At 65.7% G+C, this 15,215-nt stretch carries 18 protein-coding genes and 2 tRNA genes; 10 read left to right on the top strand and 10 right to left on the bottom strand.

What is annotated here, in order from left to right; all coding sequences use genetic code 11:
- Window positions 1–86 precede the first annotated feature (86 nt).
- From modC to modA, 3 genes are read right to left on the bottom strand one after another with little or no spacing between them, the layout of a single operon-like run.
- Window positions 87–1,181: a molybdenum ABC transporter ATP-binding protein gene (modC, locus tag Q0Q36_RS13260; protein WP_293798636.1), complete on the bottom strand. Its 1,095-nt coding sequence runs from the start codon at window positions 1,179–1,181 to the stop codon at window positions 87–89.
- Window positions 1,178–1,876, bottom strand: a complete 699-nt coding sequence (gene modB / locus Q0Q36_RS13265) for a molybdate ABC transporter permease subunit (protein ID WP_293798637.1) — start codon at window positions 1,874–1,876, stop codon at window positions 1,178–1,180. Before modB ends, modC begins: the two co-directional genes overlap by 4 nt.
- The gene (gene modA, locus Q0Q36_RS13270) at window positions 1,873–2,658 is read right to left on the bottom strand and encodes a molybdate ABC transporter substrate-binding protein (protein WP_293798653.1); all 786 of its coding nucleotides are present in this window, start codon (window positions 2,656–2,658) and stop codon (window positions 1,873–1,875) included. Before modA ends, modB begins: the two co-directional genes overlap by 4 nt.
- Before the next feature lie 133 nt (window positions 2,659–2,791).
- Between modA and Q0Q36_RS13275 the strand changes: the two genes are divergently transcribed.
- Together Q0Q36_RS13275 and tsaA are read left to right on the top strand one after the other, a co-directional pair.
- Window positions 2,792–2,998 (top strand): molybdopterin-binding protein, encoded by a 207-nt coding sequence (locus Q0Q36_RS13275; protein ID WP_061967953.1) that lies wholly within the window; start codon window positions 2,792–2,794, stop codon window positions 2,996–2,998.
- A 5-nt stretch (window positions 2,999–3,003) separates the two neighbouring features.
- On the top strand, window positions 3,004–3,495 hold the full coding sequence (gene tsaA / locus Q0Q36_RS13280; protein ID WP_293798638.1) for a tRNA (N6-threonylcarbamoyladenosine(37)-N6)-methyltransferase TrmO: 492 nt from the start codon (window positions 3,004–3,006) through the stop codon (window positions 3,493–3,495).
- Window positions 3,496–3,639: 144 nt separating this feature from the next.
- On the opposite strand, the gene Q0Q36_RS13285 is transcribed toward tsaA, so the two are convergent.
- From Q0Q36_RS13285 to Q0Q36_RS13295, 3 genes are read right to left on the bottom strand one after another with little or no spacing between them, the layout of a single operon-like run.
- On the bottom strand, window positions 3,640–4,161 hold the full coding sequence (locus tag Q0Q36_RS13285) for a cupin domain-containing protein (protein WP_293798639.1): 522 nt from the start codon (window positions 4,159–4,161) through the stop codon (window positions 3,640–3,642).
- Between the two features lie 12 nt (window positions 4,162–4,173).
- Entirely contained in the window at window positions 4,174–5,031 is an 858-nt protein-coding gene (gene sseA, locus Q0Q36_RS13290) for a 3-mercaptopyruvate sulfurtransferase (protein ID WP_293798640.1), read from the bottom strand.
- A 34-nt stretch (window positions 5,032–5,065) separates the two neighbouring features.
- Window positions 5,066–5,782 (bottom strand): alanyl-tRNA editing protein, encoded by a 717-nt coding sequence (locus tag Q0Q36_RS13295; RefSeq protein ID WP_293798641.1) that lies wholly within the window; start codon window positions 5,780–5,782, stop codon window positions 5,066–5,068.
- Window positions 5,783–6,211: 429 nt separating this feature from the next.
- On the opposite strand from Q0Q36_RS13295, the gene Q0Q36_RS13300 reads away from it, so the two are divergent.
- The gene (locus tag Q0Q36_RS13300; RefSeq protein WP_293798642.1) at window positions 6,212–6,994 is read left to right on the top strand and encodes an SDR family NAD(P)-dependent oxidoreductase; all 783 of its coding nucleotides are present in this window, start codon (window positions 6,212–6,214) and stop codon (window positions 6,992–6,994) included.
- Window positions 6,995–7,000: 6 nt separating this feature from the next.
- Here Q0Q36_RS13300 and Q0Q36_RS13305 read toward each other — a convergent pair whose 3' ends face one another.
- Window positions 7,001–8,458 (bottom strand): deoxyribodipyrimidine photo-lyase, encoded by a 1,458-nt coding sequence (locus Q0Q36_RS13305; RefSeq protein WP_293798643.1) that lies wholly within the window; start codon window positions 8,456–8,458, stop codon window positions 7,001–7,003.
- 390 nt (window positions 8,459–8,848) lie between these two features.
- On the opposite strand from Q0Q36_RS13305, the gene Q0Q36_RS13310 reads away from it, so the two are divergent.
- The gene (locus tag Q0Q36_RS13310) at window positions 8,849–9,151 is read left to right on the top strand and encodes a hypothetical protein (RefSeq protein WP_293798644.1); all 303 of its coding nucleotides are present in this window, start codon (window positions 8,849–8,851) and stop codon (window positions 9,149–9,151) included.
- Window positions 9,152–9,233: 82 nt separating this feature from the next.
- Window positions 9,234–9,377 carry a hypothetical protein gene (locus tag Q0Q36_RS13315; RefSeq protein WP_293798645.1) on the top strand — a complete coding sequence of 48 codons (144 nt, stop codon included), beginning with the start codon at window positions 9,234–9,236 and terminating at the stop codon, window positions 9,375–9,377.
- A 585-nt stretch (window positions 9,378–9,962) separates the two neighbouring features.
- On the opposite strand, the gene Q0Q36_RS13320 is transcribed toward Q0Q36_RS13315, so the two are convergent.
- Window positions 9,963–10,036 (bottom strand) — tRNA-Cys (locus Q0Q36_RS13320).
- Window positions 10,037–10,205: 169 nt separating this feature from the next.
- Between Q0Q36_RS13320 and Q0Q36_RS13325 the strand changes: the two genes are divergently transcribed.
- The 4 genes from Q0Q36_RS13325 (at window position 10,206) to Q0Q36_RS13340 (ending at window position 13,537) form a co-directional block, all read left to right on the top strand.
- Window positions 10,206–10,280 (top strand) — tRNA-Asn (locus Q0Q36_RS13325).
- Window positions 10,281–10,472: 192 nt separating this feature from the next.
- Window positions 10,473–11,114, top strand: a complete 642-nt coding sequence (locus tag Q0Q36_RS13330; RefSeq protein ID WP_293798646.1) for a protein-L-isoaspartate O-methyltransferase — start codon at window positions 10,473–10,475, stop codon at window positions 11,112–11,114.
- Between the two features lie 159 nt (window positions 11,115–11,273).
- On the top strand, window positions 11,274–12,689 hold the full coding sequence (locus Q0Q36_RS13335; protein WP_293798647.1) for a TolC family outer membrane protein: 1,416 nt from the start codon (window positions 11,274–11,276) through the stop codon (window positions 12,687–12,689).
- A 239-nt stretch (window positions 12,690–12,928) separates the two neighbouring features.
- Window positions 12,929–13,537, top strand: coding sequence for a DUF2497 domain-containing protein (locus Q0Q36_RS13340; RefSeq protein WP_293798648.1), 609 nt, complete (start codon window positions 12,929–12,931; stop codon window positions 13,535–13,537).
- An 82-nt stretch (window positions 13,538–13,619) separates the two neighbouring features.
- Here the strand turns inward: Q0Q36_RS13340 and Q0Q36_RS13345 are convergent, their stop codons facing one another.
- The gene (locus Q0Q36_RS13345; protein WP_293798649.1) at window positions 13,620–13,850 is read right to left on the bottom strand and encodes a hypothetical protein; all 231 of its coding nucleotides are present in this window, start codon (window positions 13,848–13,850) and stop codon (window positions 13,620–13,622) included.
- A gap of 17 nt (window positions 13,851–13,867) precedes the next feature.
- A complete protein-coding gene (locus Q0Q36_RS13350) occupies window positions 13,868–14,353 on the bottom strand; it encodes a pyridoxamine 5'-phosphate oxidase family protein (RefSeq protein WP_293798650.1) in 486 nt (161 codons plus the stop codon).
- A 251-nt stretch (window positions 14,354–14,604) separates the two neighbouring features.
- On the opposite strand from Q0Q36_RS13350, the gene dps reads away from it, so the two are divergent.
- On the top strand, window positions 14,605–15,090 hold the full coding sequence (dps, locus tag Q0Q36_RS13355; RefSeq protein WP_293798654.1) for a DNA starvation/stationary phase protection protein Dps: 486 nt from the start codon (window positions 14,605–14,607) through the stop codon (window positions 15,088–15,090).
- Window positions 15,091–15,215: the final 125 nt, after the last annotated feature.

Here is a 15,215-nt window from a genome sequence, read left to right on the forward strand (position 1 = left end):
GTGATGACAAGCGATATAGTCCTTCCCATCATGGTAAGGTCAAGGCTCAATCCATGACTTTTTGGGAAGGTTGTTCGGCGCCCGGTTCAGGGCGTCTCGACCGAGACGCTCTTGATTACCGCATGGACTGGCTTGCCGGGCACCAGACCTAGCAAGGTTGTCGACTTCGCCGTCAGGCGCGCCGCCAGCTTCGCCTCACCGCAGGCGATGAGCAGATGCACGGTGCTGCCGCCAGCACCGCTGCGCTCGCCGAGCTCTGAGATCGTGCCCGGCAACACGTTGAGCGCGCTGATCTCGGCAGGCTGGCCGAGGCTGAGCATGACGTCGCTGGCGAGGATGCGGATCTTGATCCGCTGGCCCTGCCGCAGCATGCCGCGTGCGATTGTGAGCGGTCCGGCCGGCGTCGTCAGCCGCGCCAGACCGAAGGCCTCCTCGAAGCCGGTAACTTCTGCGGATAGCAGCGTGCTCGCTTCCGGTGCGCCCGGCCGTGCGGCCAGATCGGGTCGGGACAGGATCTCGGCGGTCGGACCACAGGCGGCGACGCGTCCGTGCTCGACCATGGCGACGGTAGTCGCGAGGCGCGCGACCTCCGCCAGAGCATGCGAGACATAGACGATGGGGATGCCGACTTCGTCGCGCAGACGCTCGATATGCGGCAGGATTTCGGCCTTGCGGGCTTCGTCGAGCGCGGCCAATGGCTCATCCATCAGCAGGAGACGCGGCTGCGCCAGCAGGGCGCGACCGATGGCGACGCGCTGCTTCTCGCCGCCGGAAAGCGCGCCGGGACGACGCCGCAGCAGATGCCCGATCCCGAGCAGTTCGAGCACCTTGTCGAGCTCGGCCGGCTTGCGTTGGCTGCGCGGCACGAACCAATGCCCGAACAGCAGGTTCTGCCGCACGGTGAGATGCGGGAAGAGACTCGCCTCCTGGAAGACATAGCCGATGCGCCGGCGATGCTTCGGCAGGAAGATGCCGCGCTCCGTATCGACCAGCGTCTCGCCATCGACGCGGACATGGCCGGAATCGGGGCGGATCAATCCGCCGATGACGTTGACCAGCGAGGTCTTGCCGGAGCCCGAGCTGCCGAACAGCGCGGTCAGGCGCCCGTCGGAAGTGAAGGAAGCGTCGAGGGCGAACTCGCCGAGCTTGTGACGGACGGCTATGTCGAGGACATCTGTCATTCGACATTGATCCGCCGGCCGACGATGCGGGCCATCAGCTCGGAGAGGAAGAGCGCCGCGACCGAGATCGCGATCGAGATCAGCGTCAGGCGCAGCGCGCCGGCATCGCCGCCGGGCACCTGCGTGAAGGTGTAGATCGCGGAGGGCAGGGTCTGCGTCTCGCTGGGGATGTTGGAGACGAAGGTGATCGTCGCGCCGAACTCGCCCATCGCCTTGGCGAAGCACAGGATCATGCCGGCGATGATGCCGGGCAGGCAGAGCGGCAGGGTCACGACGAGGAAGACCCAGATCGGGCTGGCACCCAATGTGCCGGCGGCGGATTCGAGCTTGCGGTCGACCGCCTCGATCGAAAGGCGGATGGCGCGCACCATCAGGGGAAAACCCATCACCGCGCAGGCGAGCGCCGCGCCGGTCCAGCGGAAGGACAGCACGATCCCGAACCAGTCGTAGAGGAACTGCCCGATCGGCCCGCGCCGGCCGAAGCCGACGAGCAGCAGATAGCCCGTTACTACCGGCGGCAGGATCAGCGGCATATGGACGATGGCGTCGAGCAGGGACTTGCCCCAGAAGCGCCCGCGCGCCAGCAGCAAGCCGACGCCAAGCCCCAAAGGGAGGCTCGCGACCATGGCGGTCGTCGCGACGATGAGGCTGAGCCTCACCGCCGTCCATTCTTCAGGCGATAGCCAGTCGGTCACGAAGAGCTGGCAGCCTTGTTGAGCACCGTGAAGCCCTGCTTCTCGAAGACGGGCTTGGCGGCGGCGCTGCGCAGATAGGTCAGGAAGGCCTGTGCGTCGGGATTGGCCGAATCCTTGGTGACGGCGACGGGGTAGATGATCGGCGGATGCGAATCCTCGGGGAAGGTCGCGATGACCTTGACCTGCGGGTCGGCGGCGGCGTCGGTCGCGTAGACGATGCCGAGCGGGGCCTCGCCGCGCGAGACCAGCAGCAGCGCCGCACGGACATTGTCGGCCTGCGCGATCTTGTCCTTCACCTTGTCCCAGGCGCCGAGCTTCTCCAGCGCGGCCTTGCCATATTTGCCGGCCGGGACGGAATCGACATTGCCCATGGCGAGACGGCCGGCACCAATGGCGCCCGCAAGATCGGCGCCGGGCTTCAGGTCGAGCTTGGCGGTCGAATCCTTGCCGGCGACCAGCACGATACGGTTGGCAAGCAGGCTGACGCGGGTATCCGGCTTGATCAGGTTCTTGCTCGCCGCGTAGTCCATCCAGTCGAGATCGGCCGAGACGAAGAGATCGGCCGGGGCGCCGTTCTCGAGCTGCTTCGCCAGCGTGTTGCTGGCGGCATAGGAGATTTTCGGCGCGGGCTTGCCGCTTTCCTTGGCCCAGTTGGCAGCGGCCTCGTCCAGCGCGTTCTTCATGCTGGCGGCGGCGAAGATGACGAGGTCCTTGGTTTGCGCCTGCGCGGCATTGAAGGCGGGCGCCATGCTTATGGCGAAGGCCAGGCCCATGCCCAGCATTGTCCTGCGCTTGATCATGCTCTTCCTCGCGCTCTGATCGTTGTATATCAATGGATATAGCGATGGTTGCCGCGCGCCCGAAGCCAAGTCAAGGCGCGGCGGCGGTCGTGTTGTCGCAAGGAGAGGACGAGCCATGAAGATCAGCGCCCGCAACCAGCTCAAGGGCAGGATCGTCGAGATCACCAAGGGCGCGACGACGGCCCATGTCCGCATCGATATCGGCGGCGCGATCGTGACCTCCTCGATCACCAATGCGGCGGTGGACGATCTCGGCCTTACCGTCGGCAAGGAAGCCTATGCCGTGGTCAAGGCCTCCGACGTGATGATCGCGATCGACTGACCACAATGGTCCGCGAGAACGAGATCCGCGAGAAGGAGGTCGCCGTCGCCCCGCCGCAGGCGACCGATGCGGGCCTCGTCTTCATCGGCACGATCCGCACGCCCTGGACCTCGCGGCTTGTCTGCCCGCGCCAGGGCAGGGCGGACGGGCCGATCTGCCGCATCGAGCTCTTCCCACCCTGGGACGAGGCGCTTGAAGGGATCGAGCGCTTCGAGCGGCTGGAGGTGCTCTACTGGCTGCACCAGTCGCGCCGCGATCTCGTCCGCCAGAGCCCGGCCAATAACGGCGAGACGCATGGCGCCTTCGCGCTGCGCACTCCCGTCCGGCCTAACCCGATCGGCACCTCGATCGCGACCCTGGTCGCGCGGGACGGGCGGGTGCTGCTGGTGCGCGGGCTCGACTGCCTCGACGAGACACCGCTGCTCGATATCAAGCCGGACCGCACGCTGTTCACCCCGATCGCGCCGCCGCAGCCCGGCGATTTCGAAACGGGGTGATCGGTAAAAGCGGGTCCTCCGCGTCATGGTCGGGCTTGTCCCGACCATCCACGTCTTCCTTCATGCGAGGCGGCGTCCAAGACGTGGATGCTCGCCACAAGGGCGAACAAGACGGCGTGGTTCAGCCGCGAAATTCCCGGCTACTCACCCGTGCGGATGCTTGTGGATCGGGTCGACCCAATAGACCTCTTCCGGCTTCTCGACCGGATCGACATCGGTGATGTTGACGACCACCGCCTCGTTGTCGGAGCGCACCAGCACGCATTGCAGCGGGTTATCGGGATCGGCGTTGATCTCCTGATGCGGCACGAAGGGCGGGACGTAGATGAAGTCGCCCGGCCCGGCCTCGGCGACGAACTCCAGCCGTTCGCCCCAGCGCATCCGCGCCTTGCCGCTCACCACATAGATCACGCTTTCGAGCGCGCCATGATGGTGCACGCCGGTCTTGGCGTTGGGCTCGATCGCGACCGTGCCGGCCCAGATTTTCTGCGCGCCGACGCGGGCATGGTTGATCGCCGCCTGCCGGAACATGCCCGGCGTCTGCGCCGTGTTGGGGTCGAGCTTGTCGCCGGTGATGACGCGCACGCCGTCGTGCTTCCAGCGCGGCTCGCCGTCATGGCTGAGATCGTGCGGGTGGTCGTGGTCGTGCGAATGATCGTGGCCCATGGGAATCTCCGCTCAAGCCTGCTTCGCCGGCCCGGTCTCGACGGGCCGCTCGCCCATGCCCCATTCGGACCAGGAGCCATCATAGATCGCCTTGGCCGGCTTGCCGACGGTCTCGAGCGCCGTCGACAGGATCACGGCCGAGACACCGGAGCCGCAGGTCATGATCGAGGGCTTGTCGAGATCGACGCCGGCATCCTGGAACAGCGCGACGATCTCTTCCGGAGATTTCAGCCGGCCATCGGTTGTGAGCTGCGAAGACGGCAGGTTGAGCGAGCCGGGGATATGCCCGGAGGCTAGGCCCGGACGCGGCTCCGGCGCTTCGCCGCGAAAGCGGTCTGCGGCGCGGGCATCGACCACCTGGATCGCCTGCGAGTTCGTGGCGCGCGCGACGTCATCCGCGTTGGCGACGGCGCCGTTGTCGAGCCTTGCGGTGAAGCTGCGGGGCTGGCGCGCCTTCGGGCTGTCTTCCTCGACGGGCCGGCCTTCGGCGAGCCATTTCGGGAAGCCGCCATCGAGGATGACGACATCGCGCGCGCCAAAAACCTTGAAGGTCCAGCGCACGCGCGGCGCCGAGAAGAAACCGAGCCCGTCATAGACGACGATGCGCATGCCGTCGCCGATGCCGAGCGCGCCGACGGCGGCTGCGAATTCGGGCGCCGAGGGCAGCATATGGGGCAGGGACGAGCGCGTGTCCTTGATCTTGTCGATGTCGAAGTGGACGGCGCCCGGGATACGGCGCTGGGCATATTCGGCCGCGCCGTCGCGCTTCTGCGCCGGCAAGTACCAGGAGGCATCGACCACGACGATATCCGGCGCATTCAGGCGCTCGGCCAGCCACTCGGTCGAAACGAAGACGTCTTCACGGGCCATGGGCGTATCCTCTGGGCACTTAAGCTTAGTGTTCTCAGGCCAGCGCGATCCGGACGCGCCGGTTCTGCTTGCCCTTCTTCTCGATATCGGTGACCGCAACCGAGCCGATCTCGGCGGTATTGCGGACATGGGTGCCGCCGCAGGGCTGCAGGTCGATATCGCCGATAGCGACGAGCCGGACGCGGCCCGAACCGCGCGGCGGCTTCACCGACATCGTCTTGACCAGGCCCGGATTGGCGTCGAGCTCCTCGTCGGTGATCCAGCGCTCGGTCACATCCGCATTGCGGGCGACCAGCGCATTGAGCTTCTCGGAAACCTCGGTCTTGTCGAGCCCGCCTTCGGGAATGTCGAAATCGAGCCGCCCATCACCATCGCCGATCGAGCCGCCGGTGACCGGGAAGGCCAGCACGACGCTCAGCAGATGCAAAGCGGTGTGAATGCGCATCCGCTTAAGGCGGCGCTCCCAATCGAGCACGGCGGTCACCGCCTCGCCCGGAACCGGCAGGGCCTGGCCTTCGGCGGGGACATGGATGACGCGGCTCTTGTCCTCGGGATCGTAGATCGTCGTGGCGATGACGATCTGGCTGCCGTCGGCGCGGCGCAGATGCCCGGCATCGCCCGGCTGGCCGCCGCCGGTCGCGTAGAAATTGGTCCGGTCGAGAATGATCCCGCCGCGTTCGTTCACGGCTTCGACCGTCGCGGGCGTTTCCTTGAGATAGGCATCCTGGCGGAAGAGCAGTTCGGTCGGCATGATCTCTTATCTCTTGCGTGGCACGCAGGTGCCTTCGCGGCGCAGACTGCACCGATTGCAGCCGAGGTGCCACCGCGTTGGCGGGATAGCGGGGATGATTTGGGGCGCATGGCTTCCGGCCGGGCGATTCCGTGCCTAGAGGTTGTTAGGAGGCATGGAAGTGATTTGACGCTGGCGATTTTGCGCGAATGCCAGGAGTTCGAGGACGCAAGCCTACCGGCTTGCTACGAAGAACGACACAGCGGTCGCGCAAAAGCGCCGCGCCCTGCGGGTGAGGTGAAAACGCCAGAGCTGCAGCGTCGCACTGCTTACCGATACCAGCGGTATCGGCTGCGCAATGCTCCTCCCATCTCTGGCGTTTTGACCTCATCGGATCGCTTCCATGACCCCTAACAACCTCTAATGACTACCCGCCAACCCGGAGCCAGTATGGCCTCAGCCCGCATGAAGCCGCAGGACGGCGTCGCCTGGATCACCGGCGCCAGCTCCGGCATCGGGGCCGCGGTGGCGCTCGAACTGGCGCACCGGGGCTGGACTGTGGCGGTCACGGCGCGGCGGCTGGAGGCGCTGGAGCGTCTCGCCCGCAGCGCCGAGAGCCTGCCGGGCCGCATCGTCGCCCATGCCGGCGACGTCACCGATGCGCAGGGGATGCGGGATGTCGTCGATGCGATCGAGAGCATCCATGGACCGATTGCGCTGGCCTTTCTCAACGCCGGCATCGCCTCGAGGCAGGGCAAGGCCGTCGATGTCGAGACTGTAGAGGCTGTGGTCGCCGTCAATCTGCTGGGCGTGGCCAAGAGCTTCTTCGCCGTGCAGCCGCGCATGGCGGTGCGCGGCAAGGGGCAGATGGCAGTCAACGCCTCGCTCGTCGGCTACCGCGGCCTGCCGGGGGCTGCCGCTTATGGAGCGGCCAAGGCAGGCGCGATCCATTTCTGCGAATCGATGCGCTTCGACTGCGAGGCGGCGGGCATCCGCTTGCAACTGGTCAATCCCGGCTTCATCGAGACGTCTATGACGGAGGGCCGTCGCTTCCCGATGCCGTTCCTGATGACGGTGGAGGACGGGGCCCGGCGAATCGTCGATGCCTTCGAGCGCGGCGGCTTCGAGATCACCGTACCGCGCCGCCTTGCCTGGATCCTGAAGGTCGCGCGTCTTCTGCCCTATCCAGTCTATTTCGCGCTGATGAGCCGCTTCGCCGAGCGCGGCGGCTAAGCCGGGTCAGCGACCGCGAATCGCGGCGAAAGCATCCAGCGCCCGCTGCCGTCCAAAGGCGAGATCGACCAGCGGGGCAGGGTAGGTCTCGCCGATTCGAACGCCGGCTTCGCGCAGTGCCTTTTCGGACGCCTTCCAGGGCTGATGGATATCCCCATCGGAAAGCCCCGCCAGCTCCGGCACCCATTGGCGCACGTAAGCCCCGCGCGGATCGTGGGTTTCGCCCTGCGTCACCGGGTTGAAGATGCGGAAATAGGGCGAGGCATCGGCGCCCGAGCCCGCGACCCATTGCCAGCTCGCGGCGTTGTTGGCGGCGTCGGCATCGACCAGCGTGTCCCAGAACCAGGCTTCGCCCGCCCGCCAGTCCTGCAGCAGATGCTTGATCAGGAAGGAGGCGACGACCATCCGCACGCGATTATGCATCCAGCCGGTCGTCCAGAGCTCGCGCATGCCGGCGTCGACCAGCGGGATGCCGGTCTGCCCGCGCTGCCAGCGGCGCAGAGCTGTCTCGTCCGGCTGCCAGGGAAAGGCGTCGAATCGCGAATCGTAGTTGCGGGTCGCCAATTCCGGATTGTGGAAGAGCAGGTGGTGCGAAAACTCGCGCCAGCCGATTTCGGAGAGAAATTTCTCGGCGTCCTGCTCCGACCCTGCGGCTTCCCCCGCCGCACGGGCATGATGCAGCGCATGCCAGATCTGCCGCGGGCCGATCTCGCCGAAATGCAGATGCGGCGAGAGCCGCGACGTGGCGGCCCGATCGGGCCGGTCGCGATCCCCGGCGTAGCCGGAGAGGCCGCTACCGAGAAAATCATCAAGACGCTCCGCAGCGCCCGCTTCTCCCGGCGTCCACGTCGCCCGCATTCCGCCGGCCCAGTCGGGCTTCCGGGGTTCCAGATCGAGATCGGACAGGGAGAGCGTCAGCGCCTCGGCCGAATGGGGCAGGGGCAACGCAGGGATTCGTTCGGGCGCGCGTATCGGCGTCGCCGGCTCGCCTTTCTGCCGGGCGGCGCGCCAGTATGGCGTGAACACCTTCATCGGCTGCCCGGTCGTGGTGGTGACCTGCCAAGGCTCGTTCAGAAGATGACTATTGAAGCTACGGACATCGATTCCATGCCCGGACAGCTCCTCCTTGAGGGTGCGGTCGAGCGCGATCTCGGCTGCTTCGTAGCGGCGATTCCAGGTGACCAGCTTGATGCCGGCTTCCGCCACGACACGAGGCAGCAATACGGCCGGATCGCCCCGCATGAGTACGAGCCGCCCGCCTTTTTGGGTCAGTGCTTCGCCGAGCGCCTCGAGCGAGCGCGACAGCCACCAGCAGGAGGCGCCACCGAGAGGTCGGCGCTCGGACCCGGTATCGAGGATGTAGAGACACAGGACCGGCCCGGATTCAGCTGCAGCGGCTAGCGCCGGGTTGTCACCCAGTCTCAGATCATTCCGGAACCAATGGAGGGCGGGTTCTGTCATCATTCCTCAGCCGGTCGGCGCGACCGGACAGGTCGCGATCCCCGATCAACGCCGCCGGGGTGGAAGGGTACCAGACAGGGAAAACTTTTTGATAAGGACGCCAAGCGGCCGCTGGCAAAGGCACGGATTTGCACAGGCCTCATTTCGCCCGCGCTCTTGCCGAATCCGGCAGCGTCGGCTCAGACTTCCAGGGGCAGATGCAGGTAATCGGCGATCAGCCAGGACACGCCCGCGGTCCCGGACATGAGAACCGCTATCAAAATTGCTTGAACCATGACGCTACTCCGCCTGAACAGGCAGCTGTCACTAACTAAAATTTTAACGATTTGTAAACGATATCCTTAAGGCGAATCACAGCCTGAACGAAGGCTCCAGACGGACGGCTGTTGAAAGATGGATGCATTGCACGAAGCCGGCCTCGATCTCGAGCTTGGAGAGATGGGCCGCAAGCTGGACACCTTGTTCAGCGCGCGCCGCCCGCGAGTGGCGCAAAGGCCCCGCGCGGCGGCCTTTGAGGTATCGGCAGTCGAGGCCGGCACCGGCCGTCTGCATGTGGTGCTGGACGCCAATCTGCCGGAGGCAGTCGGCCGGACGATTCTCTCCCTCGCCATCAAGCACGGAGCGGGGCCAGGACGGGGCGAGGGCACCCGAAAAGCCTCTCCGGATTCGATGATCGGAACCGACCGCAAGGCCTGAATGCTCCGGGCTCCGAGGCTGCAACGATAAAATTCGCGGCTCGAGAGCGGGAACCGGGAGATGGCTCGGGCGTCCCCTTTTCATGAGCACTCCCAAGAAGCCGCCTCTGGATTTCTGGCTGTGGCTAGCCGTGATCGGCCTGACGGCAATCGTCGCCGTGTCGTCCCTGACATTTCCCGAACGGGTCGCGCCGGATTCGCTCCAGTCTCGCTCCCTGGCGCGCTGAACGAAGAGAGCCCCACCGGCTGGGCCGATGGGGCTCATCTGGGCTTCCAAGCCCTCGCCGGGCAGGCCGTCGCCGCCAGGCACCACGCGAAAATCCGCTGGAGGAACACCGGGCAGGGGAATTGGTTCCGCGAACGAAGACTTCACCGGACCCGGCCTTCACTTTTGTCTCCGGTTTTCGGCAAGCTCAGGGCTGTCAGCCCTGGCCGAAGGTGTAGCGCAAGCCGATCATGATCGACTGATTGGAATAGTCGGACCCGGTGCGCAGCGTGCCCGTGGCACGATTGCCTCGACCACGCCGGCAGCACTGATGGCGCCTTGCTGGGTCGTCCCCTTCACGCCGCGTGAGGCGGTGCTGAAGTATCGATAATCCGCAGTCAGGGACAATCCTGGAACGGCTGGAATCGGATATGAGATATCGACGATACCCTGCCAGGCGAGGCCGCTGTTGTCGTCATCCAGCCTGACAGTCTGATATCCGCAAAGTCGACGCATGACCGAACGGCGCAACGTGTCCTGCCGGAAAAGGTTGGGGGCAAGGCCGGAAAAGTCGGGAAAAAAGCGCAACGATATCCGCGCTTGAGATTGGAGGCCTCGCCCGGAATCGAACCGGGGTGCAAGGATTTGCAGTCCTCTGCGTAACCACTCCGCCACGAGGCCTTCCTGCGAAAACGGCCGCGGCCGCTTCAGCGAGAGCGCACTAACCACAAGCGGCGCGCCGCCGCAACCCGGCATCGCATCTTCCACAGCGATGACGACAAATCTGCTTGGTCGGCTTGCAAGGGGGTTGCGCTATCCGGATCGCCCCGCTAAGACGCCGCCACGTTGTTCCCGGATAGCTCAGCGGTAGAGCAATCGACTGTTAATCGATTGGTCGCAGGTTCGAATCCTGCTCCGGGAGCCACATTTCCCCTGACATCGATAGATCGCTTTAACCGTCGGTGCGGTATACCTGCAGGCAGGCGGCGCTTGCCTTTTGCGCGGGGGTCGAACAGAAAGCTGCCGAAGAACGGCGCGATGGCTGCACCGGTCGCGGCGGCTTCATAATGGAAGCCGCCTCCCTGCAGCGCCGGCGTCGTGGACGGAGAGTTCAAGTATGGACGATTTTGCCTCGCTGCGCCGCAATATGGTCGATTGCCAGCTGCGCACCTATGACATCACCGACCGGGCGGCCCTGGCTGCGGCTGATACGGTGCCGCGCGAAGCCTTCGTTCCAGAGAATCTGTCCCATCTCGCTTATCTCGATCAGTCGATTCCGTTGCCGGGCACCGGCCGGGCGCTGATGACGCCGATGGTTGCCGTCCGCATGATCCAGCTGCTGGACCCGCAGCCTGGCGAATCCGTGCTCGAATATGCCGGCGGTTCCGGCTACGGCGCGGCGCTGATGGCGGGCATGCGGGCGAAGGCGACGCTCTGGGAGCCCGATGCGGTGGCTCGTGCGCTGGCCGAGGCGGCACTGGCTAGGGCCGGCGCCGGCGATGTGACGGTCACGGCCACGCAGCCCGCGAATGCCGGCTTCGATGCGATTCTCGTGAGCGGGGCCTGCGAGGTCTCGCCCGAGACGCTTTTCCCGCTGCTGCGGCCGGAAGGCCGGCTCATCGTCGTCGAGGGGCTTGGCCGCGCCGCGCGAGTCATGCTCTACCTGAAGTCCTCCGATGTCGTCTCCGGTCGCCCGGTTTTCGATGCGGCAGCACCTGTTCTCTCCGAGTTCCGCCGTCCGGCGGCGTTCGTTTTCTGATGACGGCCGGTGTCGCATTTTTGCGGCAGTATCCGAGCGAAACCATTTCGGCACCGCCGCATGCGTTGGCGCGGAGTGCCGGAATGGCTATAAATTGCAACTCTGCCGAGGCTGGGGCGATGCCTGGGCGCGACTTTCAGTGCGCACATGAGGCGTCCAGTGAATAAACGCGACGACAAGTTTTCCGGGTTTGGGCTATCCGCCGTCTTCGCCTTGGCGTTGGCCGGCGGCTGGGCTGGGCCGGTTTCGGCTCAAACCATGGATGCCGCGCTCGCGCGGGCCTATTCTGCCAATCCGACGCTCAATGCGCAGCGCGCCTCGGTTCGCGCGACCGACGAGGGCGTCCCGCAGGCGAAGGCTGGCTATCGCCCCCGCATCACGGCTTCGGCCGATATCGGCGCCAGCATCAACCAGCAGGAAATCCCGGCCTTCGCCAGTTCCTCGCCCTACCACGCCACGGTCAACTCGCGCCTCGCGTCGCGCGGCGCCGGCGTGCAGATCGACCAGAACATCTTCGATTCCGGCAAGACCCGCAGCGCCGTGAGCCAGTCCGAATCGCAGGTGCTGGGCGCCCGCGCGACGCTGCGCAATACCGAGCAGAACGTGCTGCTGGACGCCGCGACGTCCTACATGAACGTGCTGCGCGACACCGCGATCCTCAACCTCAACCGTAACAACGTCGAGGTTCTCGAGGAGCAGCTGCGCCAGACCCGCGATCGATTCCAGGTCGGCGAGGTGACGCGCACCGACGTGGCGCAGGCGGAGGCCCGCCTGTCCTCGGCGCGGTCCCAGGCGATTCTCGCCGAATCCAATCTCAAGACCTCGGTAGCGCGCTTCCGGCAGAATGTCGGCACCGAGCCGCGTTCCCTTGCGCCCGGCCGTCCGATCGAAGCTCTTCTGCCGAAATCGCTGCCGACGGCGCTCAACCAGGCTCTGTCGGGCCACCCGGCGATCATCGCATCGTTGCACGGCGTCGACGCCGCAGAGCTGCAGGTCAAAGTCACCGAGGCCGATCTCTATCCGGTGGTCGGCGTGCGCGGCGTGGTGCAGCAGCGTTACGACAACCAGTACTACGGTGATCAGCGCTTCTCGGCCAGTCTCGTCGGCACGCTGACGATCCCGATCTACGAGGGCGGCCAGGTTTATGCCCGGACCCGCCAGGCCAAGGAAACGGCTGGCCAGCGCCGGATCGAGGTCGATACCCAGCGTGATACCGTGCGCGCCGCGGTGGTCTCCGCCTGGGGCGGGCTCGAAGCCGCCAAAGCCCAGATCATCGCCGCCCAGGCGCAGGTCGAGGCCGCGTCCACGGCGCTGTCCGGCGTCCGCGAGGAAGCGAAGGTCGGCCAGCGCACCACGCTCGACGTCCTCAACGCCCAGCAGGAACTGGTGAGTGCCCGTTCGAGCCTGGTCGTCGCGCAGCGCGATCGCGTCGTCGCGTCCTATGCGGTGCTCTCGGCTGTCGGCAAGCTCTCGGCCGAAACCCTCAAGCTCAAGGCCGAGATCTACGACGCTCGCCAGCACTACGAGCAGGTTCAGGGCAAGCTCTGGGGTACCCAGACGCCTGACGGCCGCTAAGCTCACCCCAGTGTCCGGGGTCTCATACCGCGGCGCGGCGATCTCCGCGTAGATCATCGCAACGGCGCTTTCGCGAAGGCGGAATCCGGTTTCCGGCCCGATGCGGCTGGGCAACAGGGCCGATTTCTCCTGTGGGAGAGCCGGTTGGCGCCTTGTCTGGCTGGGGCGCCGTGGAATACTGCGCTCTTGGAGCGGCGTTGATTCCATCGGCGCGCACGGTGTCGAACGGTCAGACTCTCATGAGCGCGCAAGCCAAGCCCAGCGAACCGTCGATGGAGGAAATCCTCGCCTCCATCCGTCGGATCATCTCGGATGACGAGGCGAAGCCGGCCGACGAAGCCCCGGCGCCGAAGGCAGTCCCCGAGCCGGAACCGGAGCCGGTTGCCGCCATCGACGACGACGTCCTGGATCTCGGCGCCGAAGCCGCGCTCGTCGCGGCTCCCGCGCAGGAGCCAACTCAGGCTGCGTTTCCCGACGATTCCGATATCGCCTTTCTTGACGAGCCGCCGGCCACCGCCCCGCTGCCGGAGCCGCCCGCGGCATCGGTCGAGCCGCCGCCCGCTCCGTACCAGCCCGAGCCCGAGCCTCGCCCCCAGCCGCAGGCCGCTTTCGCGGCAGCTCCGGATATGGCGAGCCTGCTGTCCGATCAGGCCAGCTCTGTCGTCACCAATGCCTTCGGTCAGCTCGCCTCGACCGTGCTCAGCAACAATGCGCGGACGCTGGAGGATCTGGTCAAGGACATGCTGAAGCCCATGCTCAAGACCTGGCTCGACGACAATCTTCCGACCATGGTCGAGCGATTGGTCCGCGCCGAGATCGAGCGTGTCGCGCGCGGCGGCCGTAGCTAGGCTCCACTGATTTCATGCGAAAAGGTCGTCATCCCGGATTTACCGGGAATGACCATGCCTTTTCAGTGGCACGAAACGGCTCTTATTTCGGCGTGACCGCTCGCCGGCGTCGCGACGGCGCCTCTCTCCGTTCGAAGGCGCCCGCTTCCTTGAGCCGCATCAATCCGTAGCCCGCCATGGCGAAGGCGGTTGCCGGCGCGCCCAGCCGGGAGACCAGCATCGTCAGCCCGACCGCGACCGGACGGGGATAGCGGCCGGAGGCCGCCTCGACGGCAAACCAGGCCCCGAGGGCGTGGACCATGAGCTTCATCATCGCATCCTGCTCGTCGCTTAGAGGGGGACCTTGCGGTTTTCGCCGAGATTGGGTTTTGCACCGGTGAGGGCAGCAGCTGCCATCTTGACGCTGGTGACGATCTTGCCGGGGCTGTCCCAGAACTCGGCCATGCTCGGCCGGACGCGCAGCACGCGGATATTGGGATCGTTCTCGTCGTCCCAGAAGGCGCGGTTGCTGGCGTCCCAAAGATCATGCACGCGCTTGCGATCGTCGAGAACGGTCGCTGTCCCCGTCACAGAGAGATAGCGTTGGCCGCCGGTATCGGCGAAAGCGACGCAGACATTGTCGTTGACCTGGATCTCGTCGTCCTTGTGGTGGCGGCGATCTGTCAGGAAATAGATCGCGTCGTCCTCGCGCTCGCCATGGGCATGCATCGGCCGGGCGCGCAATTCGTCGCCCTGGCCGTCATGGGTCACGAGCATCGCGAACTTGATGGAATCGATCAGGTCCCAGACGCGTGTCTGGTCATCGTGGTGAGGCATCTCGCTCTCCCGCTGCTATCTTGAGGTTGTGTTGATTGAACGGGGCGCAGTGCGGCTGGTTCCGTCGAACGGGGAGGTTACTCGATCGGAACCGCTCCCTCGCTCATGCGTATCAGAAGGGATGCGCCGGGATCGCCCGGCCCCGGCAGCGATGCCGCCATTCCTGTCCGATCCGAGGGTGTGCCATGGCCAAAGCAGCAGCAAAGACCGCAAACAAGACCGCGCCGCGTAGCGCCCCGAAGAGCTCGACCATGGCGAAGGTCGTGAAGTCCAGCCGGATCGACCTGGCGTCGAACACCAAGACGAAGATCATCGGCCTGCTGAACGAGCGCCTCGCCGACGGCATCGACCTCTCGCTCGTCACCAAGCAGGCGCATTGGAACCTCAAGGGTCCCGGCTTCATCGGCATCCACCTGATGCTCGACGGTTTTCGCGACGAGCTCGACACCCATGTCGACACTGTTGCCGAGCGGATTGTCCAGCTCGGCGGCATCGCCTTCGGCACGACGCAGACGACGGCGCAATCGACCTCGCTCAAGCCCTATCCGACCGAGATCGTCTCGGTTCAGGACCATCTCACCGCGCTGATCGAGCGCTATGCCGACACGGCCAACAAGGTGCGCGAGGCGATCGACGCCTGCGACGAGGCCGGCGATGCCGATACCGCCGATCTGCTCACCGCCTATTCCCGCATGCTCGACAAGTCGCTCTGGTTCCTGCAGTCGAACCTGGCCTGAGCTCTGCACAAGGCGCGCCATGTCATCGAAAACGTTGACGCGCGGCCCGTGCATGGGCTCTTAAGGGCCAAGACCTTTTTGGCCCGTGATTTTTCCGGCCGGGGCAGGTTCCCCGGCCTTTCTGC

Source organism: uncultured Allobosea sp., from assembly GCF_945957345.1.
Classification (GTDB): domain Bacteria; phylum Pseudomonadota; class Alphaproteobacteria; order Rhizobiales; family Beijerinckiaceae; genus Allobosea.

Coding starts and splice junctions, on each gene's coding strand:
- sseA (WP_293798640.1), bottom strand. CDS start 5,031: ATGGCCCGTGAAGACGTCTTCGTTTCGACCGAGTGGCTGGCCGAGCGC.
- Q0Q36_RS13275 (WP_061967953.1), top strand. CDS start 2,792: ATGAAGATCAGCGCCCGCAACCAGCTCAAGGGCAGGATCGTCGAGATC.
- Q0Q36_RS13350 (WP_293798650.1), bottom strand. CDS start 14,353: ATGCCTCACCACGATGACCAGACACGCGTCTGGGACCTGATCGATTCC.
- Q0Q36_RS13295 (WP_293798641.1), bottom strand. CDS start 5,782: ATGCCGACCGAACTGCTCTTCCGCCAGGATGCCTATCTCAAGGAAACG.
- Q0Q36_RS13340 (WP_293798648.1), top strand. CDS start 12,929: ATGAGCGCGCAAGCCAAGCCCAGCGAACCGTCGATGGAGGAAATCCTC.
- modA (WP_293798653.1), bottom strand. CDS start 2,658: ATGCTGGGCATGGGCCTGGCCTTCGCCATAAGCATGGCGCCCGCCTTC.
- Q0Q36_RS13310 (WP_293798644.1), top strand. CDS start 8,849: ATGGATGCATTGCACGAAGCCGGCCTCGATCTCGAGCTTGGAGAGATG.
- tsaA (WP_293798638.1), top strand. CDS start 3,004: ATGGTCCGCGAGAACGAGATCCGCGAGAAGGAGGTCGCCGTCGCCCCG.
- dps (WP_293798654.1), top strand. CDS start 14,605: ATGGCGAAGGTCGTGAAGTCCAGCCGGATCGACCTGGCGTCGAACACC.
- Q0Q36_RS13330 (WP_293798646.1), top strand. CDS start 10,473: ATGGACGATTTTGCCTCGCTGCGCCGCAATATGGTCGATTGCCAGCTG.
- modC (WP_293798636.1), bottom strand. CDS start 1,181: ATGACAGATGTCCTCGACATAGCCGTCCGTCACAAGCTCGGCGAGTTC.
- Q0Q36_RS13345 (WP_293798649.1), bottom strand. CDS start 13,850: ATGATGAAGCTCATGGTCCACGCCCTCGGGGCCTGGTTTGCCGTCGAG.
- Q0Q36_RS13285 (WP_293798639.1), bottom strand. CDS start 4,161: ATGGGCCACGATCATTCGCACGACCACGACCACCCGCACGATCTCAGC.
- Q0Q36_RS13315 (WP_293798645.1), top strand. CDS start 9,234: ATGAGCACTCCCAAGAAGCCGCCTCTGGATTTCTGGCTGTGGCTAGCC.
- Q0Q36_RS13305 (WP_293798643.1), bottom strand. CDS start 8,458: ATGATGACAGAACCCGCCCTCCATTGGTTCCGGAATGATCTGAGACTG.
- Q0Q36_RS13300 (WP_293798642.1), top strand. CDS start 6,212: ATGGCCTCAGCCCGCATGAAGCCGCAGGACGGCGTCGCCTGGATCACC.